General features: G+C 67.2%; 19 protein-coding genes and 1 riboswitch. Of the genes, 7 read left to right on the top strand and 12 right to left on the bottom strand.

What is annotated here, in order from left to right:
* Positions 1-156 precede the first annotated feature (156 nt).
* Both KGM94_RS00475 and KGM94_RS00470 read left to right on the top strand, forming a co-directional pair.
* Positions 157-1,431, top strand: coding sequence for a PQQ-dependent sugar dehydrogenase (locus KGM94_RS00475; RefSeq protein WP_300253773.1), 1,275 nt, complete (start codon positions 157-159; stop codon positions 1,429-1,431).
* 185 nt (positions 1,432-1,616) lie between these two features.
* A complete protein-coding gene (locus KGM94_RS00470; protein ID WP_300253786.1) occupies positions 1,617-2,213 on the top strand; it encodes a c-type cytochrome in 597 nt (198 codons plus the stop codon).
* 61 nt (positions 2,214-2,274) lie between these two features.
* Here KGM94_RS00470 and panE read toward each other — a convergent pair whose 3' ends face one another.
* The 3 genes from panE to KGM94_RS00455 form a co-directional block, all read right to left on the bottom strand.
* A complete protein-coding gene (gene panE / locus KGM94_RS00465; protein WP_300253771.1) occupies positions 2,275-3,195 on the bottom strand; it encodes a 2-dehydropantoate 2-reductase in 921 nt (306 codons plus the stop codon).
* Positions 3,196-3,293: 98 nt separating this feature from the next.
* Positions 3,294-3,908, bottom strand: a complete 615-nt coding sequence (locus tag KGM94_RS00460; RefSeq protein WP_300253769.1) for a 2-hydroxychromene-2-carboxylate isomerase — start codon at positions 3,906-3,908, stop codon at positions 3,294-3,296.
* Between the two features lie 73 nt (positions 3,909-3,981).
* The gene (locus tag KGM94_RS00455; protein ID WP_300253767.1) at positions 3,982-4,557 is read right to left on the bottom strand and encodes a DUF2239 family protein; all 576 of its coding nucleotides are present in this window, start codon (positions 4,555-4,557) and stop codon (positions 3,982-3,984) included.
* A 172-nt stretch (positions 4,558-4,729) separates the two neighbouring features.
* On the opposite strand from KGM94_RS00455, the gene KGM94_RS00450 reads away from it, so the two are divergent.
* A complete protein-coding gene (locus tag KGM94_RS00450; RefSeq protein ID WP_300253765.1) occupies positions 4,730-5,395 on the top strand; it encodes a glutathione S-transferase in 666 nt (221 codons plus the stop codon).
* A 3-nt stretch (positions 5,396-5,398) separates the two neighbouring features.
* Here the strand turns inward: KGM94_RS00450 and KGM94_RS00445 are convergent, their stop codons facing one another.
* A complete protein-coding gene (locus KGM94_RS00445; protein WP_300253763.1) occupies positions 5,399-6,778 on the bottom strand; it encodes a serine hydrolase in 1,380 nt (459 codons plus the stop codon).
* 40 nt (positions 6,779-6,818) lie between these two features.
* Positions 6,819-8,570 carry a gamma-glutamyltransferase gene (gene ggt / locus KGM94_RS00440; protein WP_300253761.1) on the bottom strand — a complete coding sequence of 584 codons (1,752 nt, stop codon included), beginning with the start codon at positions 8,568-8,570 and terminating at the stop codon, positions 6,819-6,821.
* Positions 8,571-8,671: 101 nt separating this feature from the next.
* On the opposite strand from ggt, the gene KGM94_RS00435 reads away from it, so the two are divergent.
* Positions 8,672-10,060 carry an MFS transporter gene (locus tag KGM94_RS00435; protein WP_300253759.1) on the top strand — a complete coding sequence of 463 codons (1,389 nt, stop codon included), beginning with the start codon at positions 8,672-8,674 and terminating at the stop codon, positions 10,058-10,060.
* Positions 10,061-10,110: 50 nt separating this feature from the next.
* Here the strand turns inward: KGM94_RS00435 and purH are convergent, their stop codons facing one another.
* The 3 genes from purH to KGM94_RS00420 form a co-directional block, all read right to left on the bottom strand.
* Positions 10,111-11,718 (bottom strand): bifunctional phosphoribosylaminoimidazolecarboxamide formyltransferase/IMP cyclohydrolase, encoded by a 1,608-nt coding sequence (purH, locus tag KGM94_RS00430; RefSeq protein WP_300253757.1) that lies wholly within the window; start codon positions 11,716-11,718, stop codon positions 10,111-10,113.
* Positions 11,719-11,743: 25 nt separating this feature from the next.
* Positions 11,744-11,825: riboswitch (ZMP/ZTP riboswitch) on the bottom strand.
* Positions 11,826-11,873: 48 nt separating this feature from the next.
* Positions 11,874-13,592 (bottom strand): heparinase II/III family protein, encoded by a 1,719-nt coding sequence (locus tag KGM94_RS00425; RefSeq protein ID WP_300253784.1) that lies wholly within the window; start codon positions 13,590-13,592, stop codon positions 11,874-11,876.
* Between the two features lie 156 nt (positions 13,593-13,748).
* Positions 13,749-15,095: a transcription antitermination factor NusB gene (locus tag KGM94_RS00420; protein ID WP_300253755.1), complete on the bottom strand. Its 1,347-nt coding sequence runs from the start codon at positions 15,093-15,095 to the stop codon at positions 13,749-13,751.
* 191 nt (positions 15,096-15,286) lie between these two features.
* On the opposite strand from KGM94_RS00420, the gene KGM94_RS00415 reads away from it, so the two are divergent.
* Both KGM94_RS00415 and KGM94_RS00410 read left to right on the top strand, forming a co-directional pair.
* Positions 15,287-15,493, top strand: a complete 207-nt coding sequence (locus KGM94_RS00415; protein ID WP_300253753.1) for a DUF1674 domain-containing protein — start codon at positions 15,287-15,289, stop codon at positions 15,491-15,493.
* Positions 15,494-15,543: 50 nt separating this feature from the next.
* Positions 15,544-16,137, top strand: coding sequence for a thermonuclease family protein (locus tag KGM94_RS00410; protein ID WP_300253751.1), 594 nt, complete (start codon positions 15,544-15,546; stop codon positions 16,135-16,137).
* A 50-nt stretch (positions 16,138-16,187) separates the two neighbouring features.
* Here KGM94_RS00410 and KGM94_RS00405 read toward each other — a convergent pair whose 3' ends face one another.
* On the bottom strand, positions 16,188-16,703 hold the full coding sequence (locus tag KGM94_RS00405; protein WP_300253750.1) for a L,D-transpeptidase: 516 nt from the start codon (positions 16,701-16,703) through the stop codon (positions 16,188-16,190).
* Between the two features lie 444 nt (positions 16,704-17,147).
* Positions 17,148-19,100 (bottom strand): acetate--CoA ligase, encoded by a 1,953-nt coding sequence (gene acs, locus KGM94_RS00400; protein ID WP_300253748.1) that lies wholly within the window; start codon positions 19,098-19,100, stop codon positions 17,148-17,150.
* A gap of 390 nt (positions 19,101-19,490) precedes the next feature.
* On the opposite strand from acs, the gene KGM94_RS00395 reads away from it, so the two are divergent.
* The gene (locus KGM94_RS00395) at positions 19,491-20,660 is read left to right on the top strand and encodes a DNA topoisomerase IB (RefSeq protein ID WP_300253746.1); all 1,170 of its coding nucleotides are present in this window, start codon (positions 19,491-19,493) and stop codon (positions 20,658-20,660) included.
* A gap of 3 nt (positions 20,661-20,663) precedes the next feature.
* Here KGM94_RS00395 and KGM94_RS00390 read toward each other — a convergent pair whose 3' ends face one another.
* Positions 20,664-21,077 carry an EVE domain-containing protein gene (locus KGM94_RS00390; protein WP_300253745.1) on the bottom strand — a complete coding sequence of 138 codons (414 nt, stop codon included), beginning with the start codon at positions 21,075-21,077 and terminating at the stop codon, positions 20,664-20,666.
* A 2-nt stretch (positions 21,078-21,079) separates the two neighbouring features.
* The gene (locus KGM94_RS00385; RefSeq protein WP_300253744.1) at positions 21,080-22,060 is read right to left on the bottom strand and encodes an NAD(P)H-dependent glycerol-3-phosphate dehydrogenase; all 981 of its coding nucleotides are present in this window, start codon (positions 22,058-22,060) and stop codon (positions 21,080-21,082) included.
* Between the last annotated feature and the right edge of the window lie 173 nt (positions 22,061-22,233).

The following is a 22,233-nucleotide window of genomic DNA, read 5'->3' as shown; positions in this document are numbered from 1 at the left end:
CCCAACCGCGGCGCGCGCGTCCTCCTTCTCACCGCCTCAAGATGTGATAGCCTCGTTCGGTCTGATCCTACCGACAGACTTCGAACTTCGTCTCTCGAATAGCCAAAACAAAATAAGCAGTGCAGCCCTCTGGGGCTGCCTTAGGGGAGTGACGCAATGACATCGGCTTTGCATCGATCCGTATTTGCGCTGGCGGCGGTTGCCCTACTCGCGGGCACGACCGTCGTCAATGCGCAGCAACAGGACAAGAACCGGGCGCTGAAGAAATACGAATCCGGCACCAAGGAATTCTGGACCCATCCGCCGGATGACTGGTTCCTCGGCGACGAGACCGAGGCGCAGAAGGGCCTGGCGCCGCCATCCGGACCGCCGACGGGCGCGTCGGAGGCCGAGCTCGCCAACATCGTGAAGAAGATCAAGCTGCCCGCGGGCTTCAAGATCGAGGTGTGGGCGCCCGGCGTGCTGGCCGCGCGGCAGATGGCCTGGGGCGACAAGGGCACGCTGTTCGTCGGCTCGTTCGGCCTCGGCAACGTCTATGCGATCAAGGACAACAACGGCAAGCGCGAGGTCAAGACCATCCTCAAGGGTCTGAACATGCCGACCGGGCTCGCCTTCCGCGACGGCGCGCTCTACGTCATCGCGACCGACAAGCTGATCAAGTACGAGAATGCCGAAGCCAATCTCGACAATCTCGGCCAGGGCAAGGTCGTCTATGACGACATGCCGTCCTACGCGGCGCACGGCTGGAAATACATCGCGGTCGACAAGGACGGCTGGTTCTACCTGCCGTTCGGACCGCCCTTCAACATCGGCATCCCGCCGACCAGCGTGTCGCAGATCCGGCGCGTCGATCCCAAGACCGGCAACGCCGAACTCTGGGCGCTCGGCGTCCGCAACTCGGTCGGCGGCGACGTCGATCCGCGCACGGGCAAGTACTGGTTCACCGAGAACGCGCGCGACTGGGTCAGCGACGATCTGCCGAGCGACAAGCTCAACATGATCTCGAAGATGGGCGAGCATTTCGGCTATCCGTACTGCCACCAGGGCGACCTGCCGGATCCCAAGTTCGCGATGGGCCACAAGTGCTCGGAGTTCACGCCGCCCGTGCTCAAGCTCGGCGCGCACGTCGCGCCGCTCGGCATGAAGTTCTATACCGGCGACCAGTTCCCCGCCGAGTACAAGAACAACATCCTGATCGCCGAGCACGGCTCCTGGAACCGCCACAAGTATCAGGGCGCGCGCATCATGCGCGTGATCGTCGGGCCCGACGGCAAGAACCCGAAGCAGGAGGTGTTCGCTTCCGGCTGGCTCGAGGGCGACCAGGGCTATCTCGGCCGTCCCGACGACATCATCCTCGCCAAGGATGGCTCGATCCTCGTCGCCGACGACTGGGCCGGCGCGATCTATCGCATCAGCTACAGCAAGAAGTAGAACTGCGACGATAACCCGAGGGGCTGCGGCGGCCACGTCTGGCGGCCGCAGCCTCTGTTTTTCAGCATGCCGTCGTTCCGGATCGCGCCGCGCGAATCCGGAACCCATGACCCCGAGCCGTGGTTATGGATTCCGGGTCTGCGCTCGCGCATCCCGGAATGGCGAATTCAGCGATGGTGCAACAGATGCGCAAGCAGTTGATGCGGTCCGCGACACTCGGCCTTGCGTTCATGGGGATAGCGTTCAATCCCGCCCGTGCCGCGGACGCCGCCGCGGCCGGCAAGACGAAAGCCGAGATCTGCGCGGGCTGCCACGGCGAGAACGGCATCTCACAGACCGAGAACATTCCCTCGCTCGCCGGCCAGCCCGACCAGTTTCTCCAGTGGCAGCTCGTCTTTCTTCGCGCCGGCTCGCGCAAGAGCGAGCAGATGCAGCCGATCGCGGAAGAGATCAGCAACGAGGATATCCGCAATCTCGGCGCCTATTTCTCGCAGCTTGCCCCGCCCAAGGGGCCGCCGGACAATGATCCCAATCTCTCGAAGAAGGGCGCGGAAGCAGCCCGCGGGCGCGGCTGCGCGCGGTGCCATACCGACAGCTACGCCGGCACCAAGGCTGTGGCGCGGCTCGCCGGCCAGCGCGAGGAATATCTGGTGAAGGCGCTGCACGAGTACAAGGCGGGCCTGCGCGTCGGCGGCGGCGTCGCCGCCATGGCCGACATCGCCTATTCGCTGAGCGAGGAGGAGATCACCGCGCTCGCGCATTACATGGCGCATCTGCAGTAGAGGCGAATGGCGAATAGGGAGTAGCGAGTAGTCGAGGCGTCAATCGCCATTCGCTACTCGCCTATCCCCGCTGCTTCTCATACGCCTTCAGATGCGTGTAGGCGATGCGCAGCTTCGGCACAGGCACCTTGGCGGCCTCGGCGCGCGCGATGAGGTCGCCGATGATGTGATCGGCCTCGACCGGCAGGCCGGCCTTGACGTCGCGGAACATCGAGGCCGTCATCGGCGATCCCTCGGCGGTCAGCATCCCCCTGACGCGCTCGAAGAACGGCCCGCCCGGCGGAAAGCCCGCGGAGGTCGCGATCGCGCTGGTCTCGTCGAGCATGCCGAGCATGAAATCCTTGCCGCCGGGTGCGGCGAGGATGTTGCCGACGGAGGTGCGCATCAGGCAGGTCGCGGCCGCGAGCGAGGCGAGGAATACCCACTTCTCCCACATGTCCTGAAGGATGTTCCGGCTGGCGGCCGCCCCTGCGATGCCGCTCCTGAAGGTCTCGTCGATCGCCAGCACCCTGTCCGACAGCGTCCCGTCACGCTCGCCGTAATTGATCGACTGCATCGGCTGCAGCTGCACGACCTCGCGCTTCTCGTTCAGGGTCGCGGCGATGGCGCAGAGCCCGCCGAGCACGCGCGCCGAGCCGAACCTTTGGTCGAGCACGTCGAGATGCCGCATGCCGTTGAGCACGGGGATGATTGCGGTCGTCGGCCCGACCGCCGGCGCAAAGGACGTGACGGCATCGTCGAGATCGAACGCCTTGCAGCTCAGGAGTACGACGTCGAAAGCCTGCTTGAGGCTGTCCGCCTGCACCGCCGGCGGGTTTTTCAGCGTCACGTCGCCGTTCGGGCTCCTGATGACGAGGCCGGAGCTCGCGAGCTCGGCGGCGCGCCGCGGCCGCACCAGGAAGGTGACGTCGCGGCCGGCCTGCAGCAGCCTGCCGCCGAAATAGCCGCCGATGGCGCCGGCGCCGACCACGAGGATGCGCATGAGGATGCTCCGCTGGGCAATGCGAATAGCGAGTAGTGAATAGCGAATAGGGCATGACCTCGCGAATTGCGAGTCCCAATTCGACTATTCGCCACTCGCTACTCGCCCTTTCCCAGCACCAGCTCCTCGACCTCGCGCAGTTGCTCCTTGCCGAAGAACATCTCCTTGCCGACGAAGAAGGTCGGCGAGCCGAAGGCGCCGCGCTCGACCGCGTCCTCGGTGTTCCTGATCAGCTTCGCCTTGACCTCGGATTCCTGCGCGCGGGAAAACAGCTTCTTCGCGTCGAGGCCGGAGGAGGCGATCGCCGCCATCGCGATGTCCGGATCGTCCATCTTCTTCGGCTCGCGCCACATGTGGTGGAAGGCTGCCTCGACATATCGTTCGAACACGCCCTCGAGCTGCGCCGCGATCGCCGCGCGCATCAGGTTCAGCGTGTTGACCGGAAAATACGGATTCCAGACATAGGGCTGGACGTGGAACCGCTTGAGGAAGCGCTGTGTCTCGACGGCCTGGAATTCGCGCTTGTTCTTGATGCCCGCGAGCGTCTCGGCCGGCGAGCGGTTGTTGGTCGCCTTGAAGATGCCGCCGAGCAGGATCGGCACGTATTCGAACCTCACGCCGATCCGGCGCTCGATCGCGGGGATCGCCTCATGACTGAGATAGGCGTTGGGGCTGCCGAAATCGAACAGGAATTGCGGGGCTGTGCGGGTCAAAACGTCCTCCCTGACTGCGCTTCCGCCGGTATTGTGGCGCAGGGCGCGGCCGAGGTCCACCTTATAATGATGGTCATAATACTTTGGCCCGCTCGCCATAGGCGAGGCTCGCCGCGTGCTCGCGGATGTCGGCGGGCCAGTCCGCGATCAGGCCTTCGAAGCGGCGCCGGTCCTCGGAAAACAGTGCGCGCGCGGCCTCCTCGAAATGCACGAGATTGCCGGCCATCGCCGACATGAAGTGATGGGCCGCGTCGCGCGCCTGCCGCGCGCGGTCGCGTTCGCCATGGGCGCGCCGTGCCTCCTCGACGAGCTTGCGCAGCGCGACCGATGCGCCGCCTGCTTGCGCGTTGAGCCACTCCCAGTGTCGCGGCAGGAGCGTTACCTCCCGCGCCATCACGCCGAGTTTTGGCCGCCCCCGGCCGCGCGGGGCGCCCGGTTCCTGCGCCGTGTCCGGCCGCGCGAGCCGCGCCAGCACCTCGTCCTCCTCGCCACGCAGGTCGAAATCGACCGCGCGACCGCTGGCGTCGTCGAAGATGAGGATCGGCTCGCCCGGTTGCGCCTGCGCGCGCTTCACGGCGAGCGCGACCTCGGCGACCGGTCCTGACGCCAGGCGGCGCTGACCCCTGAAGGCCGTGAAGTTCTCTTGCATTGGAATCACTACCGAATTGAGTATCAAGTCATCTTTATATCCGGGTAAAATAAGCGCGTCAATATGCCCGGGTGTAAATCGCGCGGCCGGCGCCTCGACATTCGGCCTGCCGGCGGGCACCAACGCACCGGCCGCCGACGATACCGGACCACGCCCAGCGAGAGGATGCGCGATGCTGACGGTTCACCACCTCAACGACTCACGCTCGCAGCGCGTGCTGTGGCTGCTCGAGGAGCTGGGCGTGCCCTACGAGATCGTGCGCTATCAGCGTCAGCCGGACATGCGTGCGCCGAAGGAGCTGCGCGCCATCCATCCGCTCGGCAAGTCGCCCGTCATCACCGACAACGGCAACACCATCGCCGAGTCCGGCGCCATCATCGAATACATCGTCGCCACCTATGGCAACGGGCGTCTCATCCCGCCGTCGAACACGCCGGAGCGGCAGCGCTACACCTACTGGCTGCACTATGCGGAAGGTTCCGCGATGCAGCCGCTGCTGCTGAAGCTGCTGTTCACGCTGATGCCGAAGCGCGCGCCGGCGCTGTTGCGGCCGCTGGTGCGCAAGGTCTCGAACCAGGCGCTGACCGCGCTGGTCAATCCGCAGCTCAGGCAGCACATGGACTATTGGGAGGGCGAGCTTGCGAAGAGCGAGTGGTTCGCCGGCAGCGAGTTCACCGCGGCCGACATCCAGATGAGCTTTCCGCTCGAAGCGGCCCAGGCGCGCGGCGGGCTGGAGCAGGACCATCCCAAGGCGATGGCGTTCCTCGAGCGTATCCACGCGCGCCCCGCCTACAGCCGTGCGCTGGAGAAGGGCGGACCGTACCAGGTGGGACGGTAGCGATTACTGCGTCGCTGCGACGACTTCCCTGACCAGCCGCGCCGCGCCACGGATGTCGCCGGTCGGATCGACCGCGTCGCCGAGCCGCACCACCACCAGGCGCTGTGACGGGATGATGAAGATGCGCTGGCCGAGATCGCCCGAGGCGAAGAACGCGTCGCGCGGAATGCCCAGCTTCACCCGGCCCTTCGCGTTCGGATGCTCGCTGCGGTTGGTCCAGAAGCCCGCGCCGTAATCGGTGTCTCGCGTGGCCGCCGCGCAAAAGTCCACCCAGTCCTCGTGCAGCAGGCGCTTGCCGCCGACCACGCCGTCGTCGAGATAGAGCTGGCCGAGGCGCGCCCAGTCGCGTGCGCTCGCCAGCATGTAGCTCGTGCCCTGCAGCGTGCCGGCGCCGTCGAGCTCCAGCGTCACGTGGCGCATGCCGAGCGGATTGAACAATTCGCGCCAGGCATAGGCGAGGCTCTGCTCGGGCCCGCCGGTGGCGTCGCGGACGATTCGCGCCAGGATCTGCGTGGTGGCGCTGGAATAGTGCCAGCGTCGTCCCGGCGGTGCGATCGGCCTGGCCTGAACGGCAAAGGCGGCCATGTCGTCGTGCAGGAACACCATCCGGCTCGACGGGTCGAACCCGCTATTGGTCTCGTCGAGTTCGAGCCCCGTCGTCATCCGCAGCAGATGCTCGACCTCGATCTGGCGGCGCGGATCGGCCGGACCGCGCCATTCCGGGATCGGTGCCGGCAGCGACGGGCTGGTCAGGCCCTGCTGGGTCATGACGCCGATCAGGGTTGCGATGACCGACTTGGTCATGGAGAAGCCGAGGAGCTCGGTGTCGATCCCGATGCCGGCGGCGTAGCGCTCGGCGATGATGCGGCCGTCGCGCACCGCGACCACCGCCTTGGTGCGCCGGAACGGCGGCGCGGCCGGCTCCTCGAAGGCATGATCGAGCGCGGCCTTCAGCGCGGGATCGCCGGGCTCGACCACCGTGGGCCCCGCGATCTCCGGCAGCAGCGGCGGGGCCTTCGCCGCTCTCGCCGCCACGAGGTCGATCTTGGGCAGGTAAGGCTGACTTGCGCCATGCACCAGCACGCAGCCAAACCCCTCGCGAAAGATCGCGTGGCTGCGAAAACCTCCGAGCAACGAGACGTCGGCGGTCTTCGCCGCGCGATCGAGGTCGAGCCGCAGCAGCGGGCGCAGGCGGCGGATGCCTTCGCGCTCCGTCGTTTCCGCAAACACGCCCTGCGGGTCGAGGCCGGAGACGAAAACCTTGCTGCAGACATTGTGCGCGACAAAGCCGGTCGCGACGCGAACCGCGCGGTCGGGACGGAAGACGAAGCCGAGCAGCGCGAGGATCGCCAGCGCGAGAAGCGCGGCCGATCCCCGCACCATCCATCGTGTTCGTAACGGGCTCATCGCGCCGGCCAAAGTCCTATTGTCCGGCTGCTTCCGCGCCGCGCGTGCGCGGATCCGGCGCGCCGCGCGGACCGTTCGCCGTCACGGCGATCGAGTTGGCGGACGTCTGTCCCATCGGCTCGACGATCAGATGGCCTTTCGCCTTCAGCTCGGCCAGCGCGTCCTCGGAAAAGCCGTGCTCGACGCGCACCTCGTCCGGCAGCCATTGATGATGCAGCCTCGGCGCGGCGACGGCGGCCGCCACGTCCATCCGGTAGTCGAGCACGTCGACGATCACCTGCAGCACGGTAGAGATGATGCGGCTGCCGCCGGGCGATCCCGTCACCAGCACCGGCTCGCCGTCCCTGAGCACGATGGTCGGCGACATCGACGACAGCGGACGCTTGCCGGGACCCGGCAGATTGGCCTCGTAGCCGACCAGGCCATAGGCATTGGCGGCGCCCGGCGCCGCGGTGAAATCGTCGAGCTCGTTGTTGAGCAGCACGCCGGTGCCGTCGGCGACGAGGCCGACGCCGTAGCTGAAATTGAGCGTCGTGGTGTTGCTCACGGCATTGCCGCGGCCGTCGACCACGGAAAAATGCGTGGTGTTGCTGCCCTCGCGCGGCGGCGTCGCCGCGGCCACCAGCTCGCTCGAGGGCGTGGCGCGATTGACGTCGATGCCGGCGCGCAAGCGCGCCGCATAGTCCTTTGCGATCAGGGTCTGGACCGGCGCCTTGACGAAGGCGGGATCGCCGAGATAGCGCGCGCGATCGGCGTAGGCGCGCTTCATGGCCTCGATCAGCAGATGCAGCGAGGCCGCTGAGCCCTGCTTCAAGTCCGCAAGCGGAAAGCCTTCCAGGATGTTCAGCGCCTCCACCAGCACCACGCCGCCGGACGAGGGCTGCGGCATCGAGACGATGTCGTAGCCGCGATAGCTGCCGCGCACGGGCTCACGGATCACCGCCCGGTACGACTTCAGGTCGTCCACGGTCATGATGCCGCCGGCGTCGGTGACGGCGCGGGCGAGCTTGTCGGCAACCGCGCCCTCGTAAAAGCCGCGCGGACCCTGCGCCGCGATGGCCGACAGCGTGTCGGCAAGGTCGGCCTGCACCAGCCGGTCGCCGTCGCGCAGCGGCGTGCCGTCGGGCCGCGAGAATATCCTTGCCGATGAGGACCAGCGCGCGAGCCGCTTGTGCCAGCGGGGCAGGGTGTCGGCGACGTCGTCGGCGAGGACAAAACCGTCGGCCGCGAGCGCGATTGCCGGCTGCAGCAACTGGGCAAGCGTGAACTTGCCGGAGCCGAAGTTTTCGAGCGCCAGCGCCAGTCCGGCCACCGTTCCGGGTACGCCGATGCCGAGCGCCGAATCGCGCGATTTGGCGATGTCGGGCTTGCCGTCGGTTCCGAGGAAGAGGTCGGGCGTGGTCGCGGCCGGCGCCGTCTCGCGATAGTCGATTGCCACGTCTTCCCGGCGGTCGGCGGAATGGATCACCATGAAGCCGCCACCGCCGATATTGCCGGCGCGCGGATAGGTGACCGCCATGGCGAAACCGGTGGCGACCGCGGCATCGACGGCATTGCCGCCCTGCCTGAGGATATCGGCGCCGATCTCTGCGGAGGTCCTCTCCTGCGCCACCACCATGCCGTGCTCGGCGCTGACGGCATGGACGGTGTCGAGGGCGGGAGGAACATAGGCCCGGCGCGCGTCCTGCGCCGTGGTGGGCAGAATGCCACAAACGAGGACAGCGACGGCGGCGAGCACAGTCCGCCGTGTCGAAAGTAACGTCATCATCAAAATTCCGCCGCGGCTTCGCGCCAATGCGCATCCGTCACAGCAATGCTATACGGTTTGCGCCGCGACAGGCAAAACGCCGTTTCGTGATAGGGAATGACATGACGACGATTGCCTCCGATGCGCGCATGGCCGACATGCAGCCGACCTATCCGCCGCGCGCGGCCGTCGTCAGCTGGATCTTCTTCGACTGGGCGGCGCAGCCCTATTTCACGCTGATCACGACCTTCGTCTTCGCGCCCTATTTCGCCACCAGCATCGCCCCCGATCCCGCGACCGGGCAGTCGCTGTGGGGATTCGCGATGGCGGCTGCCGGCATGGCGATTGCGCTGCTGTCGCCGGTGCTGGGCGCCATCGCCGATGCCGCCGGCCGGCGCAAGCCCTGGATCGCGGCGTTCGGCGCCATGCTGGTGCTCGGCTCCTGCGTGATGTGGATCGGCAAGCCCGGCGATCCCGGCATCATCCCGCCGCTGCTCGCGGCGCTCGCGCTCGCGAGCGTCGGCGCGGAGTTCGCCACCGTCTTCAACAATGCGATGATGCCGACGCTGGTGCCGCCGGAGCGGATCGGGCGACTGTCGGGCACCGGCTGGGCCACCGGCTATGTCGGCGGCATCGTCAGCCTGATCATCGTGCTCGGCTTCCTTGCCGCAAATCCCGAGACCGGCCGCACGCTGCTCGGCGTCACGCCATTGTTCGGACTGGATCCCGCAACCCATCAGGGCGACCGCATCACCGGACCGCTCACGGCACTCTGGTTCGTCATCTTCGTGACGCCGATGTTCCTGTTCACGCCGGACTATCCGGCCAAGCGACCGGTGCGCGAAGCGCTGCGCGCGGGGCTTGCCGAGCTCAAGCAATCGCTCGTCGAATTGCCGCGGCAGAAATCCATCGCGACCTTCCTGCTCGCCAACATGGTCTACACCGACGGGCTGGTGTCGCTGTTCGCCTTCGGCGGCATCTACGCCGCCGGCACGTTCGGCTGGCACACGATCCAGATCGGCACCTTCGGCATCCTCCTGGCGATCGCCGGCGCTTTCGGCGCCTGGCTCGGCGGCAAGCTCGACGATCTCCTGGGACCCAAGCGCGTGATCGCGGGCAGCATGCTGGTGCTGCTGCTCTCGCTGGCCGCGATCCTGCTCGTCGACAGGGACAGCGTGCTGTTCGTGAAGGTCGCGCCTCCGGAGCCGGGCGGCGCGCTGTTCTCGGGCGCGGCCGAGCGGGCCTATCTCGTGCTCGGCTGCCTGATCGGCGCGGCCGGTGGCCCCTTGCAGGCCGCATCGCGCACGATGCTCATCCGCCTGGCGCCGAAGGACCGTATCGCGCAGTATTTTGGACTGTTCGCGCTGACCGGCAAGGTGACGTCCTTCATCGGCCCGCTGCTGATCGGGACGATCACCGCGGCGACCGCGAGCCAGAAGGCCGGCATGGCCGTGCTGGTAGTGTTCTTCGTCGCCGGGCTGGTGCTGTTGCTGCGGGTGCGCGACAAGTAACTCCGCTGTCGCTCCGGCTCTGCGAGCCGTCCCCAAATGGCGGCGCGAGATCAGTGCCGGAAGTGCCGCGTGCCCGTGAACACCATCGCGATGCCGTGGTCGTCGGCGGCCTTGATCACCTCGTCGTCGCGCATGGAGCCGCCGGGCTGCACCACGGCGGTGGCGCCGGCCTCGATGCAGGCGAGCATGCCGTCGGCAAACGGGAAGAACGCATCCGAGGCGACCACCGAGCCCCTGGTCAGGGGCTCGGCGAGCTTCAGCTCCTTCGCCGCATCCTGCGCCTTGCGCGCCGCGATCCGCGCCGAATCCACCCGACTCATCTGACCCGCGCCGATGCCCACGGTGGCAAGGTCCCTGGCGTAGATGATGGTGTTGGACTTGACGTGCTTGGCAACGCGGAACGCAAACTTGAGGTCGCGCATCTCGGTGTCGGTCGGAGCGCGTTTTGTCACCACCTTGAACGTCATGTCGTCGACCACGGCATTGTCGCGGCTCTGCACGAGGAGACCGCCGGCCACCGTCTTGGCGGTGAGGCCCGAGGTGCGCGGGTCGGGCAGGCCGCCGGCGAGCAGGAGTCGCAAATTCTTGCGCGCGCCGATGATGGCGATCGCCTCCTCGCTCGCGTCTGGCGCGATGATCACCTCGGTGAAGATCTTCGTGATCTCGCGCGCGGTGTCGGCGTCGAGCGGTCGGTTCATGGCGATGATGCCGCCGAAGGCGGAGGTGGAATCGCAGGCGAGCGCCTTGCGATAGGCGCTGACGAGGTCGGTGCCTTCGGCCACGCCGCAGGGGTTGGCGTGCTTGACGATCACGCACGCGGCAGTCCGCCTGGCGTCGAACTCGCCGATGCATTCATAGGCCGCGTCGGTATCGTTGATGTTGTTGTAGGAAAGCTCCTTGCCCTGCAGCTGCCGCGCGGTCGAGACGCCCGGCCGCTTGTCGGGCAGCGCATAGAACGCCGCGGTCTGGTGCGGGTTCTCGCCGTAGCGCAGCGCCTGGATCAGCCGCCCGCCGAAGGCACGGAAATCCGGCGCCTCGATCTCGAGCTGCCGGTTGAACCAGTTGGAGATCGCGGCGTCATAGGCCGCGGTGCGGGCATAGGCCTTTGCGGCGAGCCGCCGGCGCAGCCTGAGCGTGGTCGCGCCGTTGTTGGCGGTGAGCTCGTCGAGCACGGACTTGTAGTCCTGCGCCTCGACCACGACGGCGACGTCGTCATGGTTCTTGGCGGCGGCGCGGATCATCGCGGGGCCGCCGATGTCGATGTTCTCGATGCAGTCCTCGTAAGCAGCGCCTTTGTCGACCGTGGCCTCGAACGGATAGAGATTGACGACGAGGAGGTCGATCGGTGCGATGCCGTGCGCTTTCATCGCGCTCGCATGCTCGGCATTGTCGCGGATCGCGAGCAGGCCGCCATGAACCTTCGGATGCAGCGTCTTGACGCGGCCGTCCATCATCTCGGGAAAGCCGGTGAGCTCGGAGACGTCCTTCACGGCAAGGCCGGCGCCGGCGATCGCCTTGGCGGTGCCGCCGGTCGAGACCAGCTCGACGCCGTGGGCGGCGAGCGCGCGGGCGAACTCGATCAGGCCGGTCTTGTCGGAAACGGAAAGCAGTGCCCGGGTGACGCCGCGGGGATGGTCGGACGTCTGACGATCAGTCATGGGGCAAGATCCTCTGTTCAGGGAGTACCTATGCCCAGGCGCGCGGCAGAAAAATCCCGCGCTTCCCGATGGTGCTCCATCCAAGGTCGCCAGTCGCGCGAGCGAGGGCTCGTTAGCAGCTTTCGGCGGCGTTCACAACGACCGGATCAGCACATCTACAGCGGCAGTTCCGGTTCGCGCCGGGCGTTGCGGCGAGCATTGGTGACCGCGGGCGAAGCGGTGGAGCGCACAAAACTCCAGCGAATCGAGGGCGCCTGGCGGGCGTCCTGGCGGATCACGATCTGGGCGGTGCGCCGCGGGCCGTCATTGCCGGCGAGGAACACGCTGTCCTCCAGGTCGACCTTGTCGTCGAGCGCCTCGAAGGTCCAGACGTCGCGGTTGGGGAGTACCAGCATGACGCCGCGGGCGTCCGACAGCCGGCTCGCCTTCACCGCGGGATGGAGGTGGAAGCGCAGCGCGAAGTCGGCGTCGCCGCCCTTGATGCGCCCGCCCTGCGGTGGCGACAGCGTGTCCTCGCCGTCGAGCCGCGTGCCGTCATCCGCCACCATCAGCACCCGCCGGTGGATCAGGCCGAAGCGGGCGAGATAGCCGTCATGCGAGGTGGTGAGCAGCGTGCCGTTCTGCACGACTTCGCGATAGTTCTCGACTGCCGAAGGTCCGCTGACGATGGGCGCGCCGTGCAGCAGCTTCTTCATCGCCGACAGCTCGACGAACTGGCAGGACGAGGTGTCGTGATAGGTCAGCGTCGAATGCGCCGCGGTGCCGCGCGCAAAGGTGCGCCAATTGTCGCGGCCCGTCATCGGCATGCCGCAATTGGTGACGATGCGGCTGATGCCCGACGACAGCTCGAACGACAGGCAGCCGGCGTGGGCGTCCTGGCTGACATTGGCCGGCGGCGGCGGGCCGGTGTCGATGATCAGCGTCATCTGCCCGGCATCGAGGCGCTGGAAGCCGGTATGCGGCATCATCGCCATCGGCGTGCCATGGGTGTCGTCATAGGCGAGCAGCGTGGCGAGCAGGTCGGAGGGCGTCGCGCTCATGCCGTTGAACAGCGCGAAATTGCCATCGCCGTGCCGGAAGAATCGCAGCATCGGCATCATGCGGTCGATGGCGTTGAGCAGCGCCGGCGGCGGCGCGATGTTGCGCGCGGCAAAGGTCTGGCGCAGCGGCAACAGGTCGATCAGGAGCTCGATCAGCGCGCCCGGGTTGCGCGAGATATGTCCACCGTCGGGGCTGATCTGGTGCTGCAGCTCGTCGGACAGCTTGCGCGAGGCGCTGCGGATGTGCCGCGACTGGTTGGCCAGGCACAGCGCGGCGTAGCACAGCGCGATCAGCACCTGCAGCCGCGGCACCCCGTCCGGGATATCGACCATGGTGTAGCGCAGATAGCGGATCTCGCGGGCCAGCGCTCGCAGATAACGGCGATAGAACTTGTTGTCGGTGTCGCCGAGCACGAGCGGGGCCTGCGACAACAGCGAAATCACGCGCCGCGCCAGCACGTCGGCGCGGCGGGCCAGCGGCCTGCGCTTGTTGCTCGGATTGGAGATCCAGTCCTCGACCAGCGCCCGCGCATTCGCCCGCGTCAGCGCGGTGTCGGCGGCGCGCAAATGGCGCAGCCAGCCGAAGCCGAGCAGCGCGACCTCCCAGTCCTCCGAGGGCGGCTCGAGATCGAAGATCGAGCGGCCGTGGCAATTGACGATCTTGCCGGCGAAGACGAAGCGTCCGGCATAGATCTCGGCGGCGCGGGTGGCGTCCGCCGTGCGCAGATCGTGCGGGGCGATGATCAGCCGGTCGGTACGGCCGGGCCACAGCCGCGACAGCGCTACCGATCCGCCGCTCGCGCGCGCCAGTACGCTCCGCGCGAAGCGGTTCATGACCAGCGTCGAGATGCGTCTGCGTTGAGCGACCGACACGCCTTGCCTTGAAGGGGGAGAGGATTCCGACGAATCCTTTTAATCCCAAATTCGGCCGCCTGACACCATCTTGAAACCGCGCGAATCAGTGCCGCGGGGACGAAATCCAGTGCAAAATCAGGATTTAACGAGCCGGGCGGCGTAGAACCCGTCGAGCCCGCCGAGCCTCGGGTCGGCATGCGGGAGATGGCAGGGCAGGGTGCGCAGGTCGCCGTCCCTGGTGACGATCTCGGCAAGACCCGCGACCTCGGATGCCGCGATCGGCACCCGCCGCATGTCCGGTTCGGCCGACAGCAGGGCCGCGACCGCCTGCTCGCCTTCTTCGGGTTCCAGCGAGCAGGTGCAGTACACCAGCATCCCGCCGGGCCTGAGCAGTGACACCGACTTTCGCAGAAGCCGCTGCTGAAGCGCGCTCAGCGCGGCGAGGTCGGATTCCTGGCGCAGCCAGGCCACGTCGGGATGACGGCGGATGGTGCCGGTCGAGGTGCAGGGCGCGTCGACCAGAATGCCGTCGAAACCTTCCGCGGGCCCCGGCCATTCCACGGCGTCGGCGACCACGGTCTGGGCCTGAAGCGACAGCCGTGCGAGATTTTCGCGCAGCCGCGCCACGCGGGCCGGCGAACGGTCGACCGCGGTGACCAAAGCGCCGGCATGCGCCAGTTGCGCCGTCTTGCCGCCGGGGGCGGCGCAGAGATCGGCAATGGCCTTGCCGGCGACGTCGCCGAACAGCCTTGCCGGCAAGGCGGCGGCGGCGTCCTGCACCCACCACTGGCCCTCGGCAAATCCGGGCAGCATGGTCACCGAGCCGTGCAGCAGGGTGCGCACCGTTCCGGTCGGCAGCACCTCGCCATGCATGCGGTTGGCCCATTGCGCGGGCTCCGACTTCACCGTGAGATCGAGCGAGGGCTCGTGGCCGAGCGCGCGGACCATGTCGGCTGCGGTTGCCTCGCCATAATGCGCGGTCCAGCGCGCGAGCAGCCACGGCGGCACGTCCAGTGATTTGTCGGCCACTTCCTCGACCAGCGCCTTGCCCTCGCGGGCGCAGCGCCGCAGCACGGCGTTGACGAGGCCGGCATAGCGCGCGGCGCGCCGGTCGGACTGCACCAGCCGGACCGAGAGATCGACCGCGGCGTGATCGGGAACGTCCATCCAGAGGATCTGCGCGGCGCCGACCAGGAGCGCGCTCTGCGCCCGCGGCGCCTCGGAGGGAATGCCCTTGTCGAGCAGCCGTGACAGCACATGGCCGAGCGTGCCGAGCCGGCGCAGGACGGTAGCGACGAGGCGGCGCATCAGTGCGCGGTCACGATCGGCGAGCGACTTCAGGCCGGGATGGGCGCCGGCACCGTCGAGCTGATCGTCGAGCGTGCGGTGCTTGTGCAGCACGCCGTCGACGATGTCGGCCGCGATTCGTCGCGCAGCGAGGCCGGGCACTTCGGATGGAGGAGCAAAACGTTGCGGGGGCATGCGGCGGGCAAGGTTCACGTGGGCGGCAGTTCCGCCGCGAGGGCGCATGCCTTGAGAAGCCACAGCTGTGGCATGCGAATATGCCAAATGTAAGAATCGCCTCTGGAATTCTTGGCCTCGGCGACGATCTCCTGCCCAGGGGCGTGTTTTTTGGATCGCGCGGGACGCGATCCTGCGCTAGGAAGTCCGCCATGAGCGACGATCCCTCAACCTCCGCCCAACCGCCGCGCAAGCCCTTGTCGCCGGCCGCCCAGCGTGCGCTGGCGGAAGCCGAGGCTCGCCGGCAGGCGGCCGCGGCCAATTCCCGGGTTGCACCGAAGGAGCTGCAGGGTCCGAAGGGACCGGAACCCACGCGCTATGGCGACTGGGAAAGCAAGGGCATCGCCTCGGACTTCTGACTCCCCACCGCGCCTTGTCGGCCGACCCTTTTCGGTCCTAGCGTCGGTCGATGCTTCCCAACGAGCGAATCAGCGCTTACCGGCCGTCCTTCCGCACCTCGCCGTTCGGCCGCAGGTTCTCGGCGCTGTTGCCGTGGATGTTCGTGGTTGCCGTCGTGCTGGTCGTCGTGCTGCCGGGACGGCACTGGGTCAATCCGTCCGTCCCGCATTCGACCGAGGGCGGGTCGCAGGATTCTGAAATCGTCCTGCAGCGCGCCGGCGAGCCCGGGGCGCATCATCCCGTCGACGTCATCCGCACGATCGACGGCGACACCTTCGTCGCGCACGTGCGGTTGCAGGGCCATGATCTCGTCACCCGCGTTCGCCTGCGCGGCATCGATGCGCCCGAGCTGAAGGCGTCCTGCAAGCAAGAGTTCGACAAGGCCGAGGCGGCGACCGATGCGCTGAAGGGCCTGCTCGGCCAGGGCGGCGTGTCGATCTACAACGTCGGTCCCGACAAGTATCAGGGCCGGATCGTCGCCGATGTCGCGACCAGGCGGACCGCCAACGTGTCGGCGGCCTTGCTCGCGGCCGGCCACGCGCGCGCCTATGACGGCGGTCACCGCGAAGGCTGGTGCGCCAGGGGCTGGCGCTTCTGGCAATGAAAAAGCCGCGCAGACGCGCGGCTTTCATGGACAGCGATCTTGATCGACCGTCAGCGCGTCACGACCACCGTGGTGCCGACGGACACGCGCTGGAAGAGATCGGTGATGTCCGGGTTCAGCATGCGGATGCAGCCGTAGGAGACGAAGCCGCCGACCGAGCCCGGCACGTTGGTGCCGTGGATCGCGTATTCGCCGCCGGCCAGAGTCATCGCGGCGACGCCCATCGGATTGCGCGGCGACCCGCCGGGGATGACGTCGGGTATGTTCGGCTTGTCGCGCTTCACCTCGCTGGGCGGCGACCAGGCCGGGTTGCGGTACTTGCCGTCGATCCTCGTGGTGCCGGCCCATTGCTTGCCCGACTTGCCGACGCCGACGGGGTAGCGCATGGCGTGGCCGGTATCGAGGATGAGATAGAGCCGCCGCTCGTTGGTTTTGACCACGATGGTACCTGGCGAGTATTCCGCCGAATGCATCCCGACCAGCTCCGGCCGCGCCTCGGCCGCCGTCGACATCAAGATCCCTGCCCCGATGGTGGCGGCCAGCGCCACCGCAATCCTCATCGACATCAATCGCTCCGCTTCCGCTTTGCTGCCCCGAACGGGCCGTCGAATTTCGCAAAAATCCGGCAATGGCCGGCGCACCCAGATATTCTCAACCGCGCCTGTTAACCGAATGGTTGCCACGTGCGGCCGTCTGAGGGTTCCCGGCAGAGGGAACAAAGGAAATGTTCGAATTAAAGTAAATGACCTGAAAACAACACTCGGCGGGAAAGATACGGCAGGCATCGCCGCACCCCTGACAAGTGCGTGAGTGTCGCCGACATGCGGCGGGCGAGTCTCTTCGGGATATCGATGGTCTCGTGTCCCGGACGCGGCGCGGTGCGGAGTGCCGCGCCGCAGAGCCGGGACCCGGATGTGCACAAGGTATGGGCCCCGGATCAGCAGCGCACCGCATCGGACGATGCTGCGCATCGCCGGGAGCGCTGCGCCGCATCCGGGGCACGAGAGGACCTACGTCGACGTCTGCTTGCGGTTCTGCCGGTTCTTGACGAGATCGTCGACCACGGCGGGATCGGCCAGCGTCGAGGTGTCGCCCAGGCTCGACGGTTCGTCCTCGGCGATCTTGCGCAGGATGCGGCGCATGATCTTGCCGGAGCGGGTTTTCGGCAGGCCAGGCGCGAACTGGATCTGGTCCGGCGAGGCGATCGGGCCGATCTCCTTGCGTACCCAGTTGACGAGCTCCTTGCGCAGATCCTCGGTCGGCTCGATGCCGGCCATCAGGGTGACATAGGCGTAGATGCCCTGGCCCTTGATGTCGTGCGGGAAGCCGACGACGGCGGCCTCCGAGACCTTGTCATGCGCGACCAGCGCGCTTTCGACCTCGGCGGTGCCCATGCGGTGGCCGGAGACGTTGATGACGTCGTCGACGCGGCCGGTGATCCAGTAATAGCCGTCGGCGTCGCGCCGGCAGCCGTCGCCGGTGAAGTACTTGCCCTTGTAGGTGGAGAAGTAGGTCTGCTCGAAGCGGGCGTGGTCGCCATAGACCGTGCGCATCTGGCCCGGCCACGACTTGGTGAGGCAGAGATTGCCGGTGGCGGCGCCTTCCAGCACGGCGCCGTCGGCGTCGACGATCTCGGGCACGACGCCGAAGAACGGCTGCGTCGCCGAACCCGGCTTCAGCCTGGTCGCGCCGGGCAGCGGCGTGATCAGGATGCCGCCGGTCTCGGTCTGCCACCAGGTGTCGACGATCGGGCAGCGGTCGTCGCCGACGACGCGGTGGTACCACTCCCAGGCTTCCGGATTGATGGGCTCGCCGACCGAGCCGAGCAGGCGGAGCGAGGCGCGCGAGGTCTTCTTCACCGGCGCATCGCCGCCCTGCATCAGCGCGCGGATCGCGGTCGGCGCGGTGTAGAAGGTGTTGACCTTGTGCTTGTCGATGACGTTCCAGAACCTGGAATTGTCGGGATAGTTCGGCACGCCCTCGAACATCAGCGTGGTGGCGCCGTTGGCGAGCGGGCCGTAGAGAATGTAGCTGTGGCCGGTGACCCAGCCGACGTCGGCGGTGCACCAGTAGATGTCGCCGTCGTGGTAGTCGAAGACGTATTGATGCGTCATCGCCACGAACACGAGATAGCCGGCCGAGGTGTGCAGCACGCCCTTGGGCGTTCCCGTCGAGCCCGACGTATAGAGGATGAACAGAGGGTCTTCCGCGTGCATGTGCTCGACCGGGCATTCGGTCGTCACCATCGCGGCCGCCTCGTGGTACCAGAGGTCCCGCGACGGGTTCATGTCGATCTTGCCGCCGGTGCGCTTGACCACGACGACCCAGTCGACGCCTTCGGTCTTGGCGAGCGCCGCGTCGACATTGGCTTTCAGCGGCACCTTCTTGCCGCCGCGCAGGCCTTCGTCGGCGGTGATGACCACCCTGGATTTGCAGTCGCTGATGCGCTGGGCGAGGCTGTCGGGCGAGAAGCCCGCGAACACCACGGAATGGATGGCGCCGATCCGCGCGCAGGCGAGCATCGCGTAGGCGGCTTCGGGGATCATCGGCAGGTAGATGGTGACGCGGTCGCCCTTCTTGACGTTGCGGGTGCGCAGGATGTTGGCCATCCGGCAGACCTCGTCATGCAGCTCCTTGTAGGTGATGTGCCTGGACTGCGAGGGATCGTCGCCTTCCCAGATGATCGCGGTCTGGTTGGCGCGCTTGTGGAGATGCCGGTCGATGCAATTGTGGGCGACGTTGAGGACGCCGTCCTCGAACCATTTGATGGAGATGTTGCCGGGCGCGAAGGAGACGTTCTCGATTCTGGTCGGCGCCTTCATCCAGTCGATGCGCTTGGCATGCTCGGCCCAGAAGCCGTTCGGATCCGAGATCGAGCGCGCATACATCTCCTTGTACTTGGTCTGATCGACCCAGGCGCGCTTCGCCCATTCAGCGGGCACATCGTAGATCTTCTCGGACATGTTTCCCTCCACAAGCGGCAAGCTCAACGCAACGCCGACATCAGTATTCAAATTATGCGTCGGGCTAACCGGACCCGGCAAGAAGGACAAGTTGGACCTTCGGCGGTCACGCGGCCATGCGGAAGATCAAGGTCGGTGAGGGCGCCTGTCGCAACTCGGCAGGGTGTCGCGGAGGCCGGCGGCACTTCTTTACCGAACTCTTCGGAACCGGCCTGCGCGGGGCACCATACGATGCGAAGAGGTATTTAGTAACCGTGTCTCACAGATTCGGGACTCGCAATAGCCTTCGGAACCCCCTAAATGGCCTCCCCGAGCCCGAAGAGGTTCGTCGGAACAAAACTCAAACCGGCGGTATTGACCGGCAACAGGTGGAGCTAGAGGCGTAAGGCTATGATGGATCAGCAGAATCTCGGGACGATCGAGCCCGCGTCAGCCGATCCGGCCGCCATTGCGCTGGCGAAGGCGCTCGGGCAATGGCCCAAGCCGACCGGTTTCCGGCGCCCGACCCCGAAAAAATCGTTCGACGCGGTCCCTGCCGCGTCCGTGGAGACGCTGGCCAAGGAGCTGGGGCTGCGTCTCGGCGACCAGAACGAGCTCACCATCCGCCGGATCAAGCGCGGCAAGGGCTATTCCTTCGTCCGTCCCAACGGTGCCCATATCCGCGACGCCCGCGTCATCCGCCGGCTGCATGCCATGGCGGTGCCGCCGGCCTACCGCGAGGTCCGTTACTCGGCCGATCCGAACTCGCATCTGCAGGCGGTGGGACGCGATGCCGCAGGCCGGCTGCAATACCGCTACCACGCCGATTGGGAGAAGGTGCGCGAGCAGCGCAAGGCGCACCGGCTGGCCAAACTCGTCGGCGCACTGCCGAAAATCCGGCGCAACGTCTCGATGCACCTGTCGGGCGAGGAGCCGACGCGCGAATTCGCGCTTTCGGCCGTGATCGAGCTGATCGCGCGCACCGCGATCCGTCCCGGCAACGAATCCTATGCCCGGCTCAACGGCACCCGCGGCGCCACCACGCTGCTGAAGTCCAACGTCACGCTGGAAGACGACAGCTTCGTGCTGACCTTCAAGGCCAAGGGCGGCAAGGCCGTGCGCAAGGAGTGCGACGCGGCCAAGCTCGTGCGCGCCATCGGCATTTTGCGCGGCGTGCCGGGCAAGCGCATGTTCCAGTATCGCGACGCCTCCGGCACCGTGCGCGCGGTCAACACCACGCAGGTCAACGCCTTCCTGCGCGAGATCGCCGGCATCAAGATTTCGCTGAAGGATTTTCGCACGCTGATGGCGTCGGCGGTCGTGGTGGAATCGCTGTCGCGGATCACGCCGGCGACCAGCCAGCGCGGCCGCAAGAAGCAGGTGCTCGACGCCATCCGCGCCGCGGCCGACCAGCTCTCCAACACGCCGGCGATCTGCCGCAAGAGCTACGTGCACGACACCATCGTGACCGCGTTCGAGGACGGCATCCTCGAGCGCTTCGCCGCGACCATGAAGGGCCAGCGCTCGCAGTCCAAGCGCGAGCAGCTTCTGGCGCAGGTGGTGGCGACGGCGGCGGTCTGAGCCTTATAGCCCGCCCATCTTGCAGACGAGCTTCCATTCGTCCGGCGTCACCGGCTGCACCGACAGGCGCGAATATTTCACCAGCGCCATGGCGGCGAGCTTCTTCTCGGCCTTGATCGCGACCATCGTCACCGGCGTCTTCAAGGGCTTGTCGGCCCTGATGTCGACGCAGACGAATTTCCCGGTCTTGTCGGTCGCATCGGGGTAGGCTTCCCTGATGACCTCGGCGATGCCGACGATCTCCTTGCCCTCGTTGGAATGATAGAAGAACGCCTTGTCGCCCTTCTTCATGTTCACGAGGTTCTGGCGCGCGGTGAAGTTGCGCACGCCGGTCCAGGCCTCGCCCTTGACGCCCTTTGCGACCTGCTGATCCCACGACCAGACCGACGGCTCGGATTTCACCAGCCAGTACGCCATGCTCATTCCTCCGCCTTGAAGGGGCGCGTCAACAATCCCTCGATCGCGGCGTCGATCGAAATCCTGCCGCTCAGGATCGCCGCCACCGACTGTGATACCGGCATCTCGATATTTTGCGAAGCGGCAAGCTCGATCAGCACGGGCGCGGTAGACTCGCCCTCGGCAAGCTTGCCGGCCGGCGGCTTCTCGCCGCGGCCGAGCGCCAGCCCCAGCGCAAAATTGCGCGACTGCGGGCTCGAGCAGGTCAGGATCAGGTCGCCAAGGCCGGAAAGGCCCATCAACGTCTCGCCGCGCGCGCCGAAACTGCGGCCGAAGCGGGCGAGCTCGGCAAAACCGCGCGTGGTCAGCGCCGCCTGCGCGGAGGCGCCGAGCCTGCGTCCGACCGCGATGCCGACCGCGATCGCCAGCACGTTCTTCGCCGCGCCGCCGATCTCGACGCCGCGCACGTCGGTCGCGTGATAGGGCCGGAAGGTCGGCGAACCCAGCGCCTGGACCAGCGCGCTCGCAAGCGCCTCATCCTTGGCGGCCAGCGTCACCGCGGTCGGTAGGCGGCGAGCGACGTCGTCGGCAAAGCTCGGTCCCGACAGAATTGCCGGCTGCGCATTCGGCGCGGCCTCCGCGATCACCTCGGTCATGAATTTGTGCGTGCCGTGCTCGATGCCCTTGGCGCAGGCGATCAGCGGCACTGGCCTCGTGAGATGAGACGCCAATAGGTTGACGGCGCCGCGCAGATGCTGTGCCGGCGTCGCGATCAGCAGGATGTCCGCGCGCGCAGCCAGCGCCATCTCGCTGGTGACCACGATGGCCGGGTCAAGCCGCATGCCCGGCAGCCGCGGATTGGCGCGGGTCGCCGCGATCCGCGCCGCATGCTCGGCATTGCGCGCGCACAGCGTGACCTGCCGCCCCGCGCGCGCGGCAACGGTTGCGAGCGCCGTGCCCCAGGCGCCCGCGCCGATCACTGCGACGGACTGGAACGCGGCCATCACGTGCCCCCGTCAACCCCTCTCCCCGCTCGCGGGGAGAGGGTCGGGGTGAGGGGGAGTTTCCACGAGGACGGCGAGAGCTGGATTCGTGGAGAATCCCCCTCACCCGGATTGCATCGCCGATGCAATCCGACCTCTTCCCGCAAGCGGGGCGAGGTGAACTTCGCTCGGCG

Origin of the sequence: Bradyrhizobium sp. (assembly GCF_028868675.1) — a bacterium.
GTDB lineage: Bacteria > Pseudomonadota > Alphaproteobacteria > Rhizobiales > Xanthobacteraceae > Bradyrhizobium.
Note: the sequence above shows the minus strand (reverse complement) of the source record. Positions and strands in the feature narration are given on the sequence as shown.